The organism is Pseudoalteromonas sp. SaAl2, assembly GCF_052947895.1.
On sequence record NZ_CM129605.1, the window covers coordinates 162,210 to 181,874 of the forward strand.

The 19,665-nt window shown below is 40.7% G+C and carries 12 protein-coding genes, 1 tRNA gene and 4 pseudogenes; 15 read left to right on the forward strand and 2 right to left on the reverse strand.

Going from position 1 to position 19,665, the window contains the following annotated elements:
* Positions 1 to 25: 25 nt before the first annotated feature.
* Positions 26 to 757, reverse strand: coding sequence for a MauE/DoxX family redox-associated membrane protein (locus ACU8V8_RS00760; RefSeq protein ID WP_446888500.1), 732 nt, complete (start codon positions 755 to 757; stop codon positions 26 to 28).
* Between the two features lie 235 nt (positions 758 to 992).
* On the opposite strand from ACU8V8_RS00760, the gene trmJ reads away from it, so the two are divergent.
* The 11 genes and pseudogenes from trmJ to nagP all read left to right on the forward strand — a co-directional run bounded on the left by trmJ (position 993) and on the right by nagP (position 13,400).
* Positions 993 to 1,715 carry a tRNA (cytosine(32)/uridine(32)-2'-O)-methyltransferase TrmJ gene (gene trmJ, locus ACU8V8_RS00765; protein WP_446888501.1) on the forward strand — a complete coding sequence of 241 codons (723 nt, stop codon included), beginning with the start codon at positions 993 to 995 and terminating at the stop codon, positions 1,713 to 1,715.
* A 275-nt stretch (positions 1,716 to 1,990) separates the two neighbouring features.
* Positions 1,991 to 2,482, forward strand: coding sequence for a Fe-S cluster assembly transcriptional regulator IscR (gene iscR / locus ACU8V8_RS00770; RefSeq protein WP_446888502.1), 492 nt, complete (start codon positions 1,991 to 1,993; stop codon positions 2,480 to 2,482).
* A 22-nt stretch (positions 2,483 to 2,504) separates the two neighbouring features.
* Complete coding sequence (locus ACU8V8_RS00775) at positions 2,505 to 3,722, forward strand: IscS subfamily cysteine desulfurase (protein ID WP_087533306.1); 1,218 nt, start codon at positions 2,505 to 2,507, stop codon at positions 3,720 to 3,722.
* A 40-nt stretch (positions 3,723 to 3,762) separates the two neighbouring features.
* Complete coding sequence (gene iscU / locus ACU8V8_RS00780; protein ID WP_087533305.1) at positions 3,763 to 4,146, forward strand: Fe-S cluster assembly scaffold IscU; 384 nt, start codon at positions 3,763 to 3,765, stop codon at positions 4,144 to 4,146.
* A 9-nt stretch (positions 4,147 to 4,155) separates the two neighbouring features.
* Positions 4,156 to 4,479, forward strand: coding sequence for an iron-sulfur cluster assembly protein IscA (gene iscA / locus ACU8V8_RS00785; RefSeq protein ID WP_058560437.1), 324 nt, complete (start codon positions 4,156 to 4,158; stop codon positions 4,477 to 4,479).
* A gap of 75 nt (positions 4,480 to 4,554) precedes the next feature.
* Positions 4,555 to 5,082, forward strand: coding sequence for a co-chaperone HscB (hscB, locus tag ACU8V8_RS00790; RefSeq protein ID WP_446888503.1), 528 nt, complete (start codon positions 4,555 to 4,557; stop codon positions 5,080 to 5,082).
* Between the two features lie 49 nt (positions 5,083 to 5,131).
* Positions 5,132 to 6,995: pseudogene (gene hscA / locus ACU8V8_RS00795) on the forward strand (Fe-S protein assembly chaperone HscA).
* A gap of 10 nt (positions 6,996 to 7,005) precedes the next feature.
* Complete coding sequence (gene fdx / locus ACU8V8_RS00800; protein WP_087533302.1) at positions 7,006 to 7,344, forward strand: ISC system 2Fe-2S type ferredoxin; 339 nt, start codon at positions 7,006 to 7,008, stop codon at positions 7,342 to 7,344.
* Positions 7,345 to 7,572: 228 nt separating this feature from the next.
* Positions 7,573 to 9,000 (forward strand): annotated as a pseudogene (locus ACU8V8_RS00805) (NAD-dependent succinate-semialdehyde dehydrogenase).
* Positions 9,001 to 9,216: 216 nt separating this feature from the next.
* Positions 9,217 to 11,865 (forward strand): family 20 glycosylhydrolase, encoded by a 2,649-nt coding sequence (locus ACU8V8_RS00810; RefSeq protein WP_446888504.1) that lies wholly within the window; start codon positions 9,217 to 9,219, stop codon positions 11,863 to 11,865.
* 245 nt (positions 11,866 to 12,110) lie between these two features.
* On the forward strand, positions 12,111 to 13,400 hold the full coding sequence (gene nagP / locus ACU8V8_RS00815) for an N-acetylglucosamine MFS transporter NagP (RefSeq protein WP_290210350.1): 1,290 nt from the start codon (positions 12,111 to 12,113) through the stop codon (positions 13,398 to 13,400).
* 347 nt (positions 13,401 to 13,747) lie between these two features.
* Here the strand turns inward: nagP and ACU8V8_RS00820 are convergent.
* Positions 13,748 to 13,823 (reverse strand) — tRNA-His (locus ACU8V8_RS00820).
* Between the two features lie 282 nt (positions 13,824 to 14,105).
* Between ACU8V8_RS00820 and ACU8V8_RS00825 the strand changes: the two are divergent.
* From ACU8V8_RS00825 to ACU8V8_RS00840, 4 genes and pseudogenes are all read left to right on the forward strand, one after another.
* Positions 14,106 to 14,925, forward strand: a pseudogene (locus ACU8V8_RS00825) (mechanosensitive ion channel family protein).
* Positions 14,926 to 15,012: 87 nt separating this feature from the next.
* Positions 15,013 to 15,783, forward strand: coding sequence for a DUF481 domain-containing protein (locus tag ACU8V8_RS00830; protein ID WP_446888505.1), 771 nt, complete (start codon positions 15,013 to 15,015; stop codon positions 15,781 to 15,783).
* 125 nt (positions 15,784 to 15,908) lie between these two features.
* Positions 15,909 to 18,588 (forward strand): annotated as a pseudogene (locus tag ACU8V8_RS00835) (SLBB domain-containing protein).
* Positions 18,589 to 18,690: 102 nt separating this feature from the next.
* Positions 18,691 to 19,650 carry a Wzz/FepE/Etk N-terminal domain-containing protein gene (locus ACU8V8_RS00840; RefSeq protein ID WP_446888506.1) on the forward strand — a complete coding sequence of 320 codons (960 nt, stop codon included), beginning with the start codon at positions 18,691 to 18,693 and terminating at the stop codon, positions 19,648 to 19,650.
* Positions 19,651 to 19,665 lie beyond the last annotated feature (15 nt).

Sequence of the window (19,665 nt, forward strand, 5' to 3'; positions counted from 1 at the left end):
TGCGAGGTCTTCACCTCGCCTATTTTTAGCTTGCCAGCATCCATATACCAGCTGCGATCATAAATAAATTTTCAGTGAGCGAAATAAACCCCAATGGCACATTACTATCGCCGCCAACGCATGCACACTTGAGTTCACGTTTGTCTATATAGACCGCTTTAATAACTGATAAAGCCCCAACACCACCAATTAATAAAGAAAAAGGGGCTACCGTATAAACAGGGAGTTGAGCAATCATACCGACTGCGACGTAAGCCTCAATAAATGGGTAAACGTAGGCGTAAGATACAACTCTCATGGCCAACAAATCGTAAGTGATAAATGAATTTGAGAAACTATATAAATCTTGTAGCTTTTGAATAGCTAATATAGCCATCGAAAGTGCAACAAAAAGCATCAAATTACTCATCGATAGCATAGGCACTTCTGCTGCTAAGCTAAACGCGCAGCTTAGCAGTAGAGTAACAGTAAATATTGCAGCTACAGGGGTATAGGTTGTACCTTGCTGGCCCGCTTTTGATAAATCAAAATAATCACGTAATTCATCGTAACCACCAATACGATTACCATTAATAAAGGTTTGTGGGGTGGTTTTTACCTGATGTTTTTGTTTGAATGCATCCGTTTCTTCGCGGTTGCTGAGGTGGCGGTCATCAACTTTGAAGCCGTTCCTTTCAAGCAGATCTTTTGATTTTAGGCCAAATGGGCAAATATGCTCTTCGGTAACCATACGATATAAAATTGCAGATTTAGACACGGTAGCTCCATATATGTAAAAATGAACAATGCCCTGTAGCTATTACAATAAAAACACTAAAAGTGGCGGGCTATAGCTTCTTTTCTTTTAGTGGCTACAATCTTTATGCCAAATTTTAAGTTATAAAACTTCGCAACTAACATGTAGTTCTTATAACCTTTATTCTATGCTGCTTAGAGCTGATAGCTGTGCTACAATTCCTGCCAATTTTTTGTATGAGTTAAGTAACATCGCAATGATCTTAGATGACATCCGTATTGTTTTAGTAAACACCTCGCATGCAGGTAATATTGGTTCTGCAGCACGTGCAATGAAAACCATGGGCTTATCAAAGCTTTACTTGGTTGATCCAGCATGTGAAGTTGATAGTCATGCCAGTGCCTTGGCAGCGGGTGCGACTGATGTACTAGGTAATGCGGTGATTGTTGATACCGTTGCAGATGCCATTGCCGATTGTGCACTAACTATTGGTACAAGTGCTCGTTCACGTACTTTGTCTTGGCCTATGGTTGAACCGCGTGAATGTGGTGAAAAGCTTGTTGATGAAGCCGTAAATGGTCCTGTTGCGTTAGTGTTTGGCCGTGAAAATAGCGGTCTAACTAACGAAGAGTTACAGCTTTGTAATTACCATGTATGTATTCCTGCTAATCCAGAGTACAGCTCGTTAAACTTAGCGATGGCAGTACAAACGCTATGTTATGAAACGCGTATGGCGTTTTTAAATCAACAACCTAAAGAAGTAGAGCAAGACGAAGCGGTATACCCAAGCTCAAAGCAAACAGAGTTGTTCTACGATCACCTAGAAGAAACACTGCATAACACTGGCTTTATTATTAAACAGCACCCAGGTCTCGTTATGACCAAGTTGCGTCGTTTATTTAACCGAGCACGCCCAGAAGACGCTGAAATGAATATTTTACGCGGTATTCTAACGTCAATAAACAAGTCTATAAAATAAGCGAAAGTTATAAGCACTTTTACTGACTAATACTTGACTAAATTACTCAGGTAATTACAATGAACACAATACTTGACCAAAAAGGTCGGGTATTGAAGTGAAATTAGGAAGACAGAGGTGCTAGGATAAAACTAGAACATCATTGACTGTAAGGTAAATGACTCAATACCGTTTTGTAGAACCTAGAACCTAGAACCTAGAACCTAGTCTTCATAATAATACTTGACTATTTTACTCTGGTAATTAAAATTTGCACTCTTTTGTGCGGGGGCTCCATGAAGTTAACATCAAAAGGCAGATATGCCGTTACAGCTATGCTCGATGTTGCACTACATGCAAATGTAGGTGCCGTACCCCTTGCCGATATTTCAGAACGACAAGAAATTTCTTTGTCATACCTTGAGCAATTATTTGCCCGTTTACGTAAAAATGGTTTAGTAAGCTCAGTGCGTGGTCCAGGTGGGGGTTATTTACTTGGTCGCGAATCAAGCACAATTTCAGTCGGTGATGTAATAAGCGCCGTTGATGAATCAGTCGATGCAACGCGCTGTCACGGCGCAACAGGCGGATGTCAAAGTGGCATGCGTTGTTTGACCCACACATTATGGTCAGACTTAAGCACGCGGATTGAAGACTTTTTAAATGGTATTACCCTTGCTGAATTGGTTGAGAAATCCGACGTCAAAGAAGTCGCTTCTCGCCAAGATAACAGCGTTAATAATGCAATTAAGCAATTGGAAAATATTCAAGTAAGCTGTCAACTATAAGTTGGCGCCAGCGGAGATAGAAATGAAGTTACCGATTTATTTAGATTACGCAGCAACCACGCCAGTTGACGAGCGTGTTGCAAAAGAAATGATGCAATGCCTAACAATGGACGGCAATTTTGGTAACCCTGCATCACGTTCACACCGTTTTGGTTGGCAAGCTGAAGAAGCGATTGATCAGGCACGTACTGATATTGCTGATCTAATTAATGCAGACCCACGTGAAATCGTTTTCACCTCGGGTGCAACAGAATCAAACAACCTTGCAATTAAAGGTGCGGCACAGTTTTACAAAAAGAAAGGTAAGCATGTAATTACCGCTAAAACTGAGCACAAAGCTGTTATCGATACTTGTCGTGAGCTTGAGCGTCAAGGTTTTGAAGTAACTTATATGGACGTTGAAGAAAACGGCCTACTCGACCTTAAAAAGCTTGAACAAACAATGCGTGAAGACACCGTATTAGTTAGCATCATGCACGTGAATAACGAGCTAGGTGTGATTCAAGACATCGCGACTATTGGCGAAATGTGTCGCGAACGTAAAATCATGTTCCATGTTGATGCAGCGCAAAGCGCAGGCAAAGTATTAATCGACATCCAGCAGCTTAAAGTTGATTTTATGTCGTTCTCTGCACACAAAGTATATGGCCCTAAAGGTATTGGCGCACTTTACGTACGTCGTAAACCACGTGCTCGCCTTGAAGCGCAAATGCACGGTGGCGGCCATGAACGTGGTATGCGTTCTGGTACGCTTGCAACTCACCAGCTTGTTGGTATGGGTGCTGCATTTAGAATTGCAAAACAAGATTTTGAAAAAGATCATGCTCACATCAGTGCGCTACGTAAGCGTTTAATTGATGGCATTATGGCTGATATGGACGAAGTGTACTTCAATGGCGCACAAGACCAATCAGTACCAGGAATTGTTAACATCAGCTTCAACTTTGTTGAAGGTGAATCGTTATTAATGGCTGTTAAAGATATTGCTGTATCATCAGGTTCTGCCTGTACATCAGCAAGCTTAGAGCCTTCTTATGTATTACGTGCGCTTGGCCGCAATGACGAATTAGCACATAGCTCAATTCGTTTCAGCATTGGCCGCTTTACCACCGAAGAAGAGATTGATTATACCGTCAATTTAATGAAAAACTCTATCGGTCGTTTACGTGAGATGTCTCCTTTATGGGAAATGCATCAAGAAGGTGTTGATTTAGATTCAGTTGAGTGGGCACATCATTAATTGATGGGCACACCCACTAGCAGGTAGTGAGGATAGTATTATGGCGTATAGTGATAAAGTAATTGATCATGTTGAAAACCCACGTAACGTAGGTGTTTTAGACAAAAACGATCCATCAGTAGCAACCGGTATGGTTGGCGCACCAGCATGTGGTGACGTAATGAAGCTGCAAATTAAAGTGTCTGATACCGGTGTTATCGAAGATGCTAAATTTAAAACATATGGTTGTGGTAGTGCTATTGCGTCTTCATCACTTGTAACAGAGTGGGTGAAAGGCAAAACATTAGATGAAGCTGCAACGATCAAAAATACTGATATCAGTGCAGAGCTTGAGTTACCGCCAGTGAAAATTCACTGTTCGATTTTAGCGGAAGACGCAATCCAAGCAGCAATTGCTGATTACAAAAGTAAACAAGCGAAGTAAGAGATAACCATGGCAGTGACATTGACAGACGCGGCTGCAAACCGTGTAGAATCATTTTTAGCAAATCGCGGTAAAGGCCTAGGCCTGCGCGTTGGCATTAAAACGACGGGCTGTTCAGGTCTTGCTTATGTTCTTGAGTTTGTCGACGATTTATCTGAAGGTGACGAAGTATTTGAATCCCAAGGGGTAAAAGTAATCGTTGATGCTAAAAGCTTAGTATACATTGATGGTACAGAGCTTGATTACACTAAAGAAGGTTTGAATGAAGGGTTTAAGTTCATTAACCCGAATCAAGCTGATGAGTGTGGTTGTGGCGAAAGCTTCACAGTTTAATCGCTCATTGCAATTGTATTCTTAAGCCCTGCACCTGTAGGGCTTTGTTCTATCTGAAATTTATATGGTTTGATAATGCGCTATTTTGAGTTGTTTGCAATACCCGTTGATTACCAAATTGATTTGGCAACAGTCAATAAAAACTACCTAGAGCTACAGCGGGCCGTTCACCCTGATCGCCACGCAAATAGCAGCAGCCGCGACAAATTATTAGCAGTGCAGAATGCTGCTGAAATTAACGATGCACTACAAACACTTAAGCACCCGGTAAAACGTGCCGAATATATGCTAAGTGAGCTCGGTGTTGATATTCGTGCTGAACAGCAAACCTTGCAAGATCCGCTATTCTTAATGCAGCAAATGGAACTACGCGAAGAGCTTGAAGAGTTAAGCTCTAGCCAAGACCCCGATGCAGCGATTGCGCAGTTTGAACAGCAAATAAAACAACTCGATAGCCAATACAGCGCACAGCTTGCAGAGCAACTAGCAAGTAAAGATGAACAGCAATGGCAGCTAGCGGCAGATAACATTCGTAAGCTTAAGTTTGTTTATAAATTACGTGATGAACTAGAACGTATTGAAGATAGTTTATTCGACGATTAATTTTTTAACTTACTCATAATAGTAAGTCAAAGCGAGTTAAAAGAGCATTATGGCATTATTGCAAATTGCTGAGCCGGGGCAGAGCGCGGCACCACATGAACATAAGTTAGCCATAGGTATCGACCTTGGCACAACCAACTCATTAGTAGCAACTGTTCAAAGCGGCGAAGCACGCACATTAACCGATGTTAGTGGTGCAGCTATGTTACCGTCAGTAGTTCGTTATCAAGCTGATAGCGTTACTGTGGGCGAGCAAGCAGTGCAAGCGGCAACTCAAGACCCTGCAAATACGCTTATCTCTGTAAAACGCTTTTTAGGTAAAACTCAAACAGAAATACAGCAAAGCTACGGCCAATTGCCTTATGACTTTTGTCAGCATGATGGTGCCTTAGCAATCAGCACAGCTGCGGGCAATATCAGTCCTATCACTGCTTCAAGCGATATTTTGAAAGCACTTAAACAACGTGCAGAAGAAAGCTTTGCAGGACAAGATATTTTAGGTGCCGTGATCACAGTACCTGCTTATTTTGATGACGCACAACGCCAAAGCACGAAAGATGCAGCAGAGCTTGCCGGTATCAATGTACTGCGCCTATTAAACGAGCCAACGGCAGCGGCTGTTGCTTACGGTTTAGACTCGGGTCAAGAGGGCATTATTGCTGTTTATGACTTGGGTGGTGGCACGTTTGATATCTCTATCCTGCGTTTAAACCAAGGTGTATTTGAAGTATTAGCAACTGGTGGTGATTCAAGCCTAGGTGGCGATGACTTTGACTCATTATTAGTGGATCACTTTAAGCGTGAAACCGGCGTAATGAACTTATCGCCTTCGGTACTTCGTTTATTCATCAATAAAGCCAAAGCGTGTAAAGAGGCATTGAGCCAATATGCAAAAGTGAACGTTGGCCTTGAATTTGACGATGAAAAATACATGGTTGAAGTCACCCGCGAAAAATTTGAAGAGCTGGCAATGACGCTAGTGAAAAAAACACTGCGTTCATGTCGTCGTGCAGTAAAAGATGCTGGCATTGAAAATGACGAAGTATTGCAAGTGGTGATGGTAGGCGGCTCGACCCGGATGCCGATTGTACGTAATCAAGTAGCTGAGTTCTTTAATAAAGAGCCATTAACATCGATTGACCCTGATCGCGTTGTTGCCTTAGGTGCAGCATTGCAAGCCGACGTGCTGGTAGGCAATAAGCCTGACTCAGACATGCTATTACTCGATGTACTACCGTTGTCGCTCGGTCTTGAGACCATGGGTGGTTTGGTTGAGAAAATCATTCCGCGTAACACCACAATCCCTGTTGCACGGGCACAAGAATTTACCACTTTTAAAGATGGCCAAACAGCTATGTCATTGCATGTACTGCAAGGCGAGCGCGAGCTTGTTGATGACTGCCGTTCATTAGCTAAATTTAGCTTAAAAGGTATTCCAGCTATGGCCGCTGGTGCTGCGCATATTCGCGTCACCTTTAAAGTTGATGCCGATGGCTTATTGAGTGTGTCAGCCATGGAAAAGTCGACTGGTGTACAAGCTGATATTCAGGTAAAACCGTCATTTGGTTTATCAGACGACCAAGTTGCAAACATGCTTAAAGAGTCAATGACAAACGCGAAAGACGATATGCAAGCGCGTATGCTCAAAGAGCAGCAAGTAGAAGCGTTACGTGTAATTGAAGCGCTTGAAGCATCTCTGGCTACAGATAGTCAATTGCTTGATGAAGCTGAACTGAGTAACCTAAAAGCAGAAATTACAGCGCTTGCAGCAGTTAGAGAGTCAGCCGTTGAGCCAAGTGATATAAAAGCAGCCATTGAAAAAGTAGATAACGCCAGTAGCGTATTCGCTGAGCGTAGAATGGATGCATCGATTAAAAAAAGCACTGCAAGGGCAGTCAGTAGACAACGTTTAAAGAGGTTAGAATGCCACAAATTATTTTTCTTCCCCATCCGGAATTATGTCCTGACGGCGCCGCAATCGAAGCACCAACAGGTGAAACAGTTTTAGATGTTGCTTTAAAAAACGGTATTAGTATTCCACACGCCTGTGAAAAATCATGTGCCTGTACTACTTGCCACTTAGTAATTCGCGAAGGTTTTGATTCACTTGATGAAAGTGACGAACTAGAAGATGACATGCTAGATAAAGCGTGGGGCTTAGAGTCTGAGTCACGCCTTGGCTGCCAAGCAATCATTAAAGATGAAGATCTTGTGGTTGAAATACCTAAGTACAATCTCAATATCGTTAATGAAGAGCATTGATTTAAAGTGTAGCTGTAAGATAAGAGCTATAAGCTTTAAAGAAAACACCGCGCTCAATGTGAACGCGGTGTTTTTGTTCGTAGCAGCGACTTTACGTCGCGTTTTTTTTATCGCGTTTTTATGTTGAACGCGGAGTAAATCTGCTGCTACTGACGCGGAGTAAATCCGCTGCTACTGACGCGGAATAAATCCGCTGCTACAGGTTCAACCCTATTTCGGAGGTGTATTTTGAGTGATCTTATTTTTTCAGACTCGTTTATAAACGGTGAGTTTTATAAAACCGATTCGCGATTTAGCGTAGATGATCCTGCTACCGAAAAAAAGTATCGTAGAAGTCAGTGATATTGACGAGCAAGGTGTTAAGAACGCCATTGCTGCTGCAAAAGGCGCATTTGTAAAATTAAAAGCGACTAATGCTACATCGCGTAGTGAAGTATTAATGCGTTGGTACGAGCTAGTTATAGAGCACAAACAAACCCTTGCCGAGTTGATGACCAAAGAGCAGGGTAAGCCACCAAAGAATCTCTCGGTGAAGTAGAATATGGTGCTGGCTTTATTAAATGGTTTGCCGAGCAAGCTAAACGTAGTTATGGCGATGTGATCCCACCAACAGACAATCAACACCGCTTAACTAGCTTTAAGCAACCAATTGGAGTTGTGGCCGGTATTACACCTTGGAACTTCCCTATAGCCATGGTGACTCGTAAAGTAGCCCCAGCTTATGCCGCAGGCTGTAGTTTTGTATTAAAACCATCAGAACATACCCCGCTTTGTGCGCTTGCACTGGCTTATTTAGCTGATCAGGCAGGTTTTGAAAAAGGGGCATTTAATGTATTGGTATCTGAGAACGCGAAAATGGTTGGTGAATTGTTAACAGAATCTGAGCTTGTTCGTAAGTTCACGTTTACCGGTTCAACCGGTGTAGGTAAGCAATTACTATCGCAATGCGCTTCCACAATTAAGCGTACATCGATGGAGCTTGGTGGTAATGCGCCGTTTATTATTTTTGATAATGCTGATTTAGATGAAGCCGTTACCGGTTTAATGGGCGCTAAATTTAGAAACGCAGGGCAAACCTGTGTGGCTGCAAACCGCATTTTTGTGCAGCGCAGCGTGTTAGGTGAAGTCGTTAAAAAGTTAAATGAAAAAGTAGGTTTGTTAAAAGTTGCTAATGGTTTTGAAGACGATAGCGATATTGGCCCGTTGATTTATGCTAAAGCCAAACAAAAAGTTCAAGAGCTGCTCAACGATGCTAAACAAAAAGGCGCAACTCAAATAAATGATGTCAAAGAATTAGGTGGTAACTTTCAAGCACCCGTTATTTTAACTGGGGTTACCCCTGAAATGGACATTTACCATCAAGAAGTATTTGGTCCAGTAGTTAGCATTATTGCTTTTGATGAAGAAGCCGAAGTTCTCGCTCTGGCTAACGACGTACCATACGGCCTTGCTGCTTATTTTTATAGCCAAGATATAAAACAAATCTACCGCGTGAGTGAAGCATTAGAGTACGGCATGGTAGGTATTAATGAAGGGCTGCTCTCAAACCCCGTTGCTCCTTTTGGCGGTGTAAAACAATCAGGCCTCGGGCGAGAAGGCGGCCACCAAGGACTAGACGAATACCTAGAAGAAAAATATGTGTGTATGAAAATATAAAGCCAGAAGCTTTAAGCCGTCAATTTTAGATATAACTAAAAACCGTACTTGACTAAACACAAGTACGGTTTTTAGTTTTTAGCTGATAGCTTTTATTTCAATTAATGATAGCGCTGTCATTTTAGTTTTTATATGATGGGGAGGAGTAAATAAATAATAATAAGAGATTATGCGGGGGGAAATGCGTAGTCTTAGGGTATAAACGAGGAGAGAGTAATGGATTTTAAAAAGCACGCTTTGGCAGGTTTAATCGCTGCTATGCCGCTTCTGGCGCAAGCGCAATTATCACAAAGTGAGGTCAATAATTTTGCAAAACAAACCACACTAACATTTGCGGTTGTCGACAACTTTCAAAATAAAGATTCAGGGTTTTTAGGCAAAATTACCCTAAATAACCAATCAGATGTTGCACTTCCTGCTGGTGAAAGTGATTGGCAGCTTTATATTCACTCTGTTCGTAAAATTAATACCGAGCATGTTGTTGGTTTAAACATTGAACACGTAAATGGTGACTTACACCGTATTGTACCAACCAAAGACTTTAAAGGTTTAGCCGCAGGTAAAAGCTTAGATATCGAGTTTGATGCCCAAGTGTGGATAGTCGCTTATACCGACTTTATGCCTCGTGCATTTTTTGTTTCAGGTGACAATAACCCCGCTATTTTTGCCAACACCGATAGCGAAGATATGAGTCAATTTGTTGCTCCGTTTGAGCGCGAAAATCAGCTGCGTCGTTACAACGACCCTAAAGATCGCACTGTATTGATCACACCACAAGTACGTTATGAGCGTAATCAGGCCGCGATTATTAAAGTATCAAAAGAAGATGCGCTTAAGCGTATTATTCCAAAACCGCAAAACATTGAATTTAATCGTGGTGTGGCCAAGCTTGATAACAGCTGGCAAATTCGTTTTCAAGGGCAGTTAAAAAGTGAAGTTATGGTTTTCATGCAAGACCTGCAAGATGACTATGGTTTAACACTTAAAGCACAGCCTGATCATATTAAAGCGAATAAAGAAAAGCTGATCAGCCTTACTGTAAACCCAAATCTTGCGGATGGTAAAAGCGAAAGCTATACCCTCGAAATTGACGACGACCGTATTGATATCGTCGGCAGTGATAATGCAGGTGTATTCTACGCCATGCAAAGTTTACTTAATTTAATCCCTGCCAACAGCAAAGGCGCTATTGAAGTGCCACAGTTAGAGCTTGAAGATAGCCCTCGATATGGCTGGCGTGGTATGCACTACGATAATGGCCGTAACTACCACGGTAAAGAGGCAATGTTCAAACTTGTTGAACAAATGGCTCGCTATAAAATGAATAAGCTACACTGGCACTTTTCAGAAGACGAAGGCTGGCGATTAGAGATCCCTGGCTTACCTGAATTAACAGATATTGGTGGCTATCGCTGTTTTGATTTACAAGAGCGCGAATGTTTATTAACGCAGCTTGGTACTGGGCCATTTAAATCTGGCTCAGGTAACGGCTATCTTACTCGAAGCGAATTTGTTGAACTGTTAAAGTTTGCTAAAGATCGCCATATTCAGATCATCCCTGAAATTGAAGGTCCAGGCCATGCGCGTGCATCTATAAAAGCAATGGAAGCGCGCTACCATAAGCTCAGTGATGAAGCTAAAAACGCGGCTAAAAACAATTTAGTCAATACCAAGCAAACAGGTAAAGAAGTCCAACAAATTGATATCAGTGCGGCAACACAGTATTTATTGAGTGATCCAAACGATACTTCAGTTTATATGACGGTACAGAACTACAAAGATAACTCAATGAATGTGTGTATGGACTCGACCTACGCATTTTTAGATAAAGTAACATATGAACTGCAGCAAATGTATCGTGAAGCGGGTGTTCAGCTTACTAATTTGCACTTTGGTGGTGATGAAGTTGGCGCAGGCTCTTGGGTTGACTCACCAATCTGCCAAGCCATGTTTGCTGATCCTAATAACGGCGTGGCCGGAGCTGCTGACTTAAAACCTTACTTTACTCAGCGTGTAGCTAAACTACTAGAAAAACGTGGCATTTCACCAGGCGCCTGGGAAGACGGCTTAATGTACGACCGCACCAACCCATTTAAACGTGATGAATTTCCAAATAAAACCTTTACCGCAAATGTATGGGACAACATTTGGGAATGGGGCGTTGCAGATAGAGCATACCGTTTAGCAAATGCCGGTTATCAAGTTATTCTATCTCACGGTACGCATTTGTATTTTGATCACCCGTACGAAGCACACCCAGAAGAACGCGGCTACTACTGGGCAACACGTTTTACTGATACAGCAAAAACATTTAATTATATGCCCGATGATGTGTACGCCAATGCTGATTACACCCGTACCCGCGAGCCAATTGATAATTTAGAAGCACTTGTTGGCCGCCCATTACCACAACTTGAAAAGCCTGAGAATATTTTAGGTATGCAAGGTCAGGTTTGGTCTGAGACTATTCGTACCGAAGAGCAAGTTCTTGCAATGATCTTCCCGCGTATTTTATCAGTCGCAGAGCGTGCTTGGCATAAAGCATCATGGGAAGGGGAACAAGTTAATACAAAAGCGCGCGCAGAAGATTGGTCACAATTTGCCGCAGCGGTAGGTATAAAAGAGCTTACTAAGCTTGCAAGTTCTGATGTAAGTATAAATTTACCCGTCCCTGGTGGGGTAATTGAAAATGGTAAATTACATGTTAATACACCATTTGCTTATTTAGATGTTGAGTATAGTTTAGACAATGGCAACACTTGGCAGCTTTATACAGCTCCGATCAGTGTTTCTGAAAATCAAGCTATTGCTCTGCGTAGCCGCTTGAACGAACAAATTAACAGCAGAATTACTCATATAAATTAATGTATTATAAATGATAATGAAAATGAAAGGGCCTTTAGGCCCTTTTTTTCGTTAGTTGTAAAATAAATCGTTACTAGTAATATGCCTGTAATTAAAGTAAAGTTTTATGGCAGCGCTGTCATTTTTGTTAGGGTAATGTTATAAACTACCCACTAGAATCAAGCTATGTGAAAGTAAATCTAGTTAAGATACTTACTAAAAATATAGATAACTATAACGAAAGCACACAACAAGAAGAATGTTTTATGGAAGCCACCGTGTCAAATAAGCAAAGTAATTTTATACCCATGGCCATCGTTGCCACTCTATTTTTTATACTCGGTTTTGCAACCTGGTTAAATGGCTCATTAATGCCTTACTTAAAACAAGTATTGCAGCTTAGCCCGTTCCAAGCATCGCTGATTTTATTCTCTTTCTATATTGCAGTAACTTTTACCGCAGTGCCATCAGCAATGATCATCCGTAAGGTAGGCTATAAAAATGGTATGGCGCTGGGTATGGCCACCATGATGGTCGCTGGCTTACTGTTTATCCCTGCGGCTAAAACTCAAGTGTTTGCGCTGTTTTTATTTGCTCAGTTAGTTATGGGGGCTGGTCAAACCTTATTACAAACGGCGGTTAACCCGTATGTTGTGCGTATTGGGCCAGAAGAGTCGGCTGCAGCGCGTGTAAGTGTGATGGGCATTTTAAATAAAGGTGCGGGTGTTATTGCACCTATTGTATTTACTGCACTGATATTAAGTGACTTTACAGGCTCTGTAGGTAAAGAGTTAACACAGCCAGAAATTGATGCAATGGCAAATAGCCTAATCTACCCGTATTTAGGCATGGCATTATTTATTGGTGCGCTAGGCTTTGCGGTAACAAAAATGCCACTGCCTGAGCTACTTGATGACGAAGAACAAGATGAAAAAGGCCAAGTGAAAGCGGCACTGGCACATCCAAGTTTAGCATTGGGTGTTGTTGCATTATTTGTATACGTTGCCGTAGAGGTTATCGCAGGTGATACAATAGGAACGTTTGCACTATCGCTAGGTGTTGAAAAATACAGCGTTATGACTTCATACACCATGGCGTGTATGGTACTGGGGTATATTATTGGTATTGCGCTTATCCCACGCGTTATATCGCAGCAAGCAGCATTAAGTTCTTCTGCGATATTAGGTAGCGTGTTAACCCTAGCTGTGGTATTTAGTGATTCAAGCTCCGTGGTTGTTGCAAACGCATTAGGTTTAGAAGTGCAATTACCTGATACACTATTGATGATAGCTGTGTTAGGATTTGCCAATGCAATTGTTTGGCCTGCGGTATGGCCGCTAGCGTTATCTGGTTTAGGTAAATTAACCAGCGTAGGTTCAGGGTTATTAGTGATGGGTATTGCCGGTGGTGCATTTGGTCCATTATTTTGGGGTCTCGCCAGTGGTGGTGTAGATTCAGCTGATGCCCAGCAAGCTGCCTATATTGTTATGCTACCTTGTTATTTGTTTATCCTTTTTTATGCTATAAAAGGGCATAAAATGAAAAGCTGGAAATGATCGAGCTGCAAGTTAAAAGGGTAAAGTTGCAAGAAACAAGATTAAAGGTTCAAGTTAAGCCCTTTAGAACCTAGAACCTAATTTTTGAAAAGAATTTCTACATGTAGAAATAATCCCGTGTGTAATGCCACCGAAAGGTGGCATTTTTTTGTCTGCAAGAAAGCAGCTTGCGAGCTGGCGAGAGTAAAGTTAGCGAGGGTACGCTAATCGGCGCTAAAGCGCTCTCCCACGTGTAAATATAACGTGGGAACAGGCTTTAGTCTTGATTGTGTTTATATTTGGATTTGCGATATAAAAATTGAAATGGGATATTAAAAAAGATACGAAATTAAATAGAAGGGAAAAAATGGGGCGATTGACGGGGCTTGAACCCGCGACAACCGGAATCACAATCCGGGGCTCTACCAACTGAGCTACAACCGCCACAACACACCTTGTTTGGTGTGGCGCGGATAATACATAACTTTATAAATGTTGTGAAGGGGAAAAGGCAAAAAAAAGCTAAAAAAGTTTTTAAAATGGCGTAGCCTGCCCAAAAAACACACTTTAATGCTATGTTCATATTAGTTAAATAGACTTACGGCCCTCAGAAATTTCGTATTTAATAGAGTGTTTGATATATAAGTCTATAAATTTATAAAATAATACTTTTAAATGAGATATAATTTAAGCTACAAACGGCTTAATACCACATCAGGAGTGAATATGGATACAATCATTAATTGGATAAACGAAAATTCAGGTTTAATTTTACATTACGGCATACAAGCTGTTATTGCATTGGTAATCTTTTTACTTGGTGGTCGTATCGCAAAATTTTGTGCTGGACTAACAGAAAAAGCATTCGCTAAAAAGAACGTCGATAGAGCGGTTGGCTCTTTTGTTTCTAGTATTGTCTATGCCATCGTATTTATGGCAACTATCTTAATGGCACTATCGCAAATCGGCATTGAGACTACATCATTTATTGCAATTCTTGGTGCAGCTGGTTTAGCCGTTGGTTTAGCATTACAGGGTTTCTTTATCAAACTTTGCATCTGGCGTTTTAATTATTCTTCTTCGTCCATTTAAATCTGGCGACTTTATTGAAGCCGGTGGCAAAATGGGCAGTGTAGATAAAATTGAGATTTTCTCTACTGAATTACGCACACCAGACAATAAAGTAATTATCATGCCTAACTCATCTATTATGTCAGGCCCAATTGTTAACTTTTCTCGTGAAAAAACACGTCGCATCGATTTAGTAATTGGTGTTGGCTATGATGCAGATCTGCGTGAAGCAAAAGCAGTATTGAAATCTGTATTAGATAAAGAATCACGCTTACTTAAAGACCCTGCTTATACAGTAGCCGTTAACGAATTAGGCGATTCAAGTGTGAATTTCGTAGTGCGTCCTTGGGTTAACGCAGCTGATTACTGGCCAACGTATTTCGATTTAATGGAAAACATTAAAATCGCACTGGATGATGCAAATATTAATATTCCATTCCCACAAATGGATGTGCATTTTCACAAGCAAGATTAATATCTAAAACATTTTAAACTAAAAGGTGGTTAAACCACCTTTTAGTGCATTCTAATTTAACTCAAAGTAGCAAAGGTTATTTTTTAAATGAAATTAAAGCTTTTATCAATTTTAGTTGCAGCAACAGCTTCAACTAACGCATTCGCAGAAGAAACTCAAACATGGGATATTACTAGTGAGCTAGGTGCAATTATCACTAGCGGTAACACTGAAACAACCACTTTAAAAGGTGGTATTAAAGCGTTACATAACCTAGAAAACTGGAACAATGAATACAAAATCGACGGACTTTATAAAGAAGACGAAGTAGAAAATTCTGACGGCACTAAAGAAACCCAGCGTACTAACGAAAAGTACTCGTTATCAGCACAAGGTAACTACAAATTAAATGAAGAGCACTCTCATTTATATATTTACGGCTCATATGTGTCAGATTACTTTGGTGCATATCGTAACGAAGCAGTAATTTCAGCTGGTTACGGCAGACGCTTACTTGACCGCTCTGATATGTGGTTAAACGCTGAAATTGGTCCAGGTTACAAATATTTTGAATTCCCTGAAGGCAGTGTTGATGAAGATGGCATTCCAAATGCAGGTGAGTCTGACAGTGAAATCATTGCGTTAGGTAAACTTGATTATAATTGGCAGATTTCTGATAACGCTAAATTTACGCAACTAGTTGCAGTTGAGTATGGTGATACTAACACTAAAACTCGCTCTGAAACGGCATTACTTGCAAAAATCAACGGCTCATTACAAATGAAAGTTGCGTACAATATTACGCATAACTCAGACGTTGCTGATGACAAAGAAAATACAGATACTGAAACGTCATTGACATTGGTTTACAGTTTTTAACACATTTAATAACTATAATGACATTTAACTGTAATAAAGGGACTTAGGTCCCTTTTTTATTTGTACTGAAATAATGTAGAATAGCCAATCTTTTGGCTGTTGAACTCGGGATGCACCTACTTGTGATGTTTTTTAAACAACTTTTAATGACTTTGTTATTTTTTAGCACTGTAACTGCTTGGGCTTTCACGCCAAGTGCGGCGCAAATTGAGCAATTTAAAAAACTACCAAAAGCCCAACAAGAAGCTTTAGCAAAGCAGTATGGTGTCGACTTATCCACAATTACCGGATCTAGCGCTCAGCAAACCAGCACCGAGGAGAAACCTACAATTCAGCCTCGTGCCAAGAGTGAAGAAGAAGCACTGACCGATGAAGAGCGCTTTAAACCAAAAGCTGATACTGTTGAACCTTTCGGTTATCAGCTATTCGCAGGCGAGCCAACTTCATTCATGCCAAATGAGAACGCAGCAGTGCCAGACACCTATTTAATAGGGCGAGGTGATCAGCTAAATATTAATTTTTATGGTAAAGAAAGTGAAGAGCATGTTGTAACGGTTGACCGTGAAGGGCGCATTAGCATACCAAATTTAAGCCCAGTACAAGTTGCTGGGTTAACTTTTGCCGAAGTAAAAGAACTAATAAAAGCAAAAGTAGAACAAGAAATAATAGGTATAAAAGCGTTTGTCTCTGTTGGTCAGCTGCGTAGCATTCGTATATTAGTATTGGGTGAAGCCTACAAGCCAGGTAGCTATAGCGTTTCATCTCTTACCACGGTTTCACATGCTTTATTTGTTAGTGGTGGGGTATCTGACATTGCTTCATTGCGTAACATTCAAGTAAAACGAGCGGGTAAAGTTGTCGCTAATTTTGACCTCTATGATCTATTGATTAAAGGCGATAGCAGCAACGATATTATTTTAAAGCCGGGCGACGTGGTATTTGTTCCGTCGGTAGGGGCTCAGGTTGCGGTAGAAGGTCTTGTTAAGCGTCCTGCTATTTTTGAACTCAAAGAGGGTGAAACCGCTGAAGACCTATTGAACATGGCTGGCGGATTAAAACCTGAAGCCTATGCTAGTAAAGCTGTAGTCGAGCGTTATAGTGATTACAATACGAAGGAAATTCTTTCATTTGATTTTACCGCCAAAAATATAAATTATCTGCCAAAAGATGGCGATCGCCTTCGTTTTAACCCAATCAGCTTGCAGTATCAAAACTCAATCAGTGTAATAGGTGCTGTCGCTCGTCCGGGTCACTACCAGTGGCATCAAGGTAAGCGTATTTCTGATGTGTTTAAATCAGTACGTGGAGATTTACTCCCTCAAGCTGATTTAAGCTACGGTTTACTGATCCGAGAGATCAATATTGCAGGCGATATTGAGGTATATCAATTTGATGTAGCGCAGGCCATTGTTAAAGCCGCGAAACACGATTTAGTATTACAGGCCAACGATAAACTATTAGTATTTAGTCGCTTTGAAGAAAAAGAAGCAGAAGAGCTAGCTTTAAAAAAATATGGCGCTAACTGAACAGCAGCAACAGCAGCAAATTAAAGCTCAACAATGGCATGCGTATCAAAAACAAGAATTTGAAAGATACATAGGGGTGCTAGAAGATGAAGACCCGTTCATAAAAGCACAAGAAGAAGCCAATCTCACAATTGCGCAATTAGCAAAACAGCGTAAAGCAGAAGAGCAAGGTGAAGACGAGCTTGCACCTGAAGATTACGCTATCTTTAGCCGCTATAATTTATTACATCCAATCAAAGCAAAGTTAAAACAGCAAGCTTCAGTGCAAAAAGCCATGCAGCTGGTTGAAGTTAACGGTCATGTAAACTACCCCGGTGTGTATCCGCTTACTGTTGGCGCTGAAGTAAATGAACTTATAATTGCGGCAGGTGGTTTACTTGAATCAGCCTACACGGAGCAAGCTGAAATTACACGTGTAGTAGCAGGTGACTCATCAAAAGTTGAACATTTTAAGTTTAACCTACAAAAAGCAATGTTAGGCGATAGCAGTAATAACCGAGCCTTGCATAGTAAAGACAGTTTAAATGTTTTCTCAATTCCTAATTGGCAAGAAAATGTAAAAGTTGAGCTTAAAGGGGAGGTTAAGTTTCCTGGTGTTTATACTATACGTCGCGGCGAAACATTAACTAATTTACTAAAAAGAGCTGGTGGCTTTTCAGAATTTGCTGAAGAAAATGCAGCAATATTTACCCGAGAGTCAATTCGGGTTCAAGAGCAAAGGCAATTAGCTAAATTATCTGAAGAGTTACGCCGTGATATCGCGCAAAAGAGCTTTGAGAACTCAGTAGGCGGTACCTCGCTTTCCTACGACGAAATGAACAAGCTACTTATCGACTTAGCTGATGTTGAAGCTGTAGGGCGCTTAGTTATTGATTTGCCATTAATCGTCGAAGACAAGCAAAAGCTAGTTTTACAAGATGGTGATACTCTTTATGTGCCAAGCAAACGCGACTCTATTAGTGTTATAGGTGAAGTAAACTACTCAACATCACATTTATTCAAACCAGGTGTTGGCGTTGATGATTACATCGCTCTAAGTGGTGGTTTAAAAGTACGCGCTGATGATGAGCGAATTTATATTATTAAAGCCAATGGCTCAGTCAAAATTCCAGACTCAGGTAGCTGGTTTGCCGTTAATGACTCAGAAATGCTTGAACCGGGCGACACAATTGTAGTACCGCTTGACTCAGGTTATATGGATAACTTAACACTGTGGAGCACCGCAACACAGATTGTTTATCAACTAGGTGTAGCAGTTGCTGCGATTAGTAGTATTTAATAACTAGACAATACAGTTTCAAAATAGTGCTAAGGTATTGTTACTGCTTAGTTATTGTAGAGCTATATATTTACAAAAAACTTATTGCCACAGGAATAATTAATGCTTGACCCACAAATGCTAAATGAGTTCGGAAAAAATAATCATGATGATGAAATAGATCTAACAGAGGTTTTTACAGCCATAAGTAAAGGGAAACTTGTAATATTTTTACTTGCAGTTGTTTTCGCAGTCGTTAGTATTATTTTTTCACTTATGCAACCTAATATTTATCGTTCTGAGGCCTTACTTTCGCCCTCCAGTGAAGCGCAAGGTGGTGGTATATCAGGGTTGGCAGACCAATTGGGAGGTCTTGCGAGTATCGCCGGATTTGATTTGGGCGGCGGCTCATCAGCTAATAAAACACAATTAGCTATCGAGGTCATGAAATCTAGAAAGTTTATAGCTAAATTTATCAATACACATAATATCTTACCAGATCTTATAGCTGCAATTGACTGGAATCAGGCTAGTGGAGAAGTGTTTTATGATACTGATTTATATGATGCTAAAACAAACTCTTGGCTTAGAAAGCCTGTAGCACCCTATGGTAAAGTACCATCGGATCAAGAAGCATATAAAAGATTTAAAGAGCTATTTTCGGTTTCACTAGATACTGAAACAGGGATGGTCAAAGTTGCTCTTGAGCATTATTCTCCTAATCTTGCGCATGATTGGGTAACTTGGTTAGTTGTAGATATCAATCAAGAAATGAAAGCGCAAGATGTAGCTGAGGCTAGACAAAGCATTGTTTACTTATACGAAAAAATTGCTGAGACACCAATTAACGATATTAAAAAGATTTTGCATAACCTGGTTGAAGAGCAAGAGAAAACAATAATGTTTTCTGAGGTTAGAAAAGAATATATTTTTAAAACAATTGATCCAGCTATCATTCCTGAAGAAAAAGCTGGGCCTAAAAGAGCCTTGATTGTTATTTTAGGAACATTATTTGGGTTTGTCTTTGGCATTGCATTTGTGTTGGTTCGTCACTTTTTAGCCAAACAAAAATTGGTTTCGTAAGCGTTTCTGCATAGG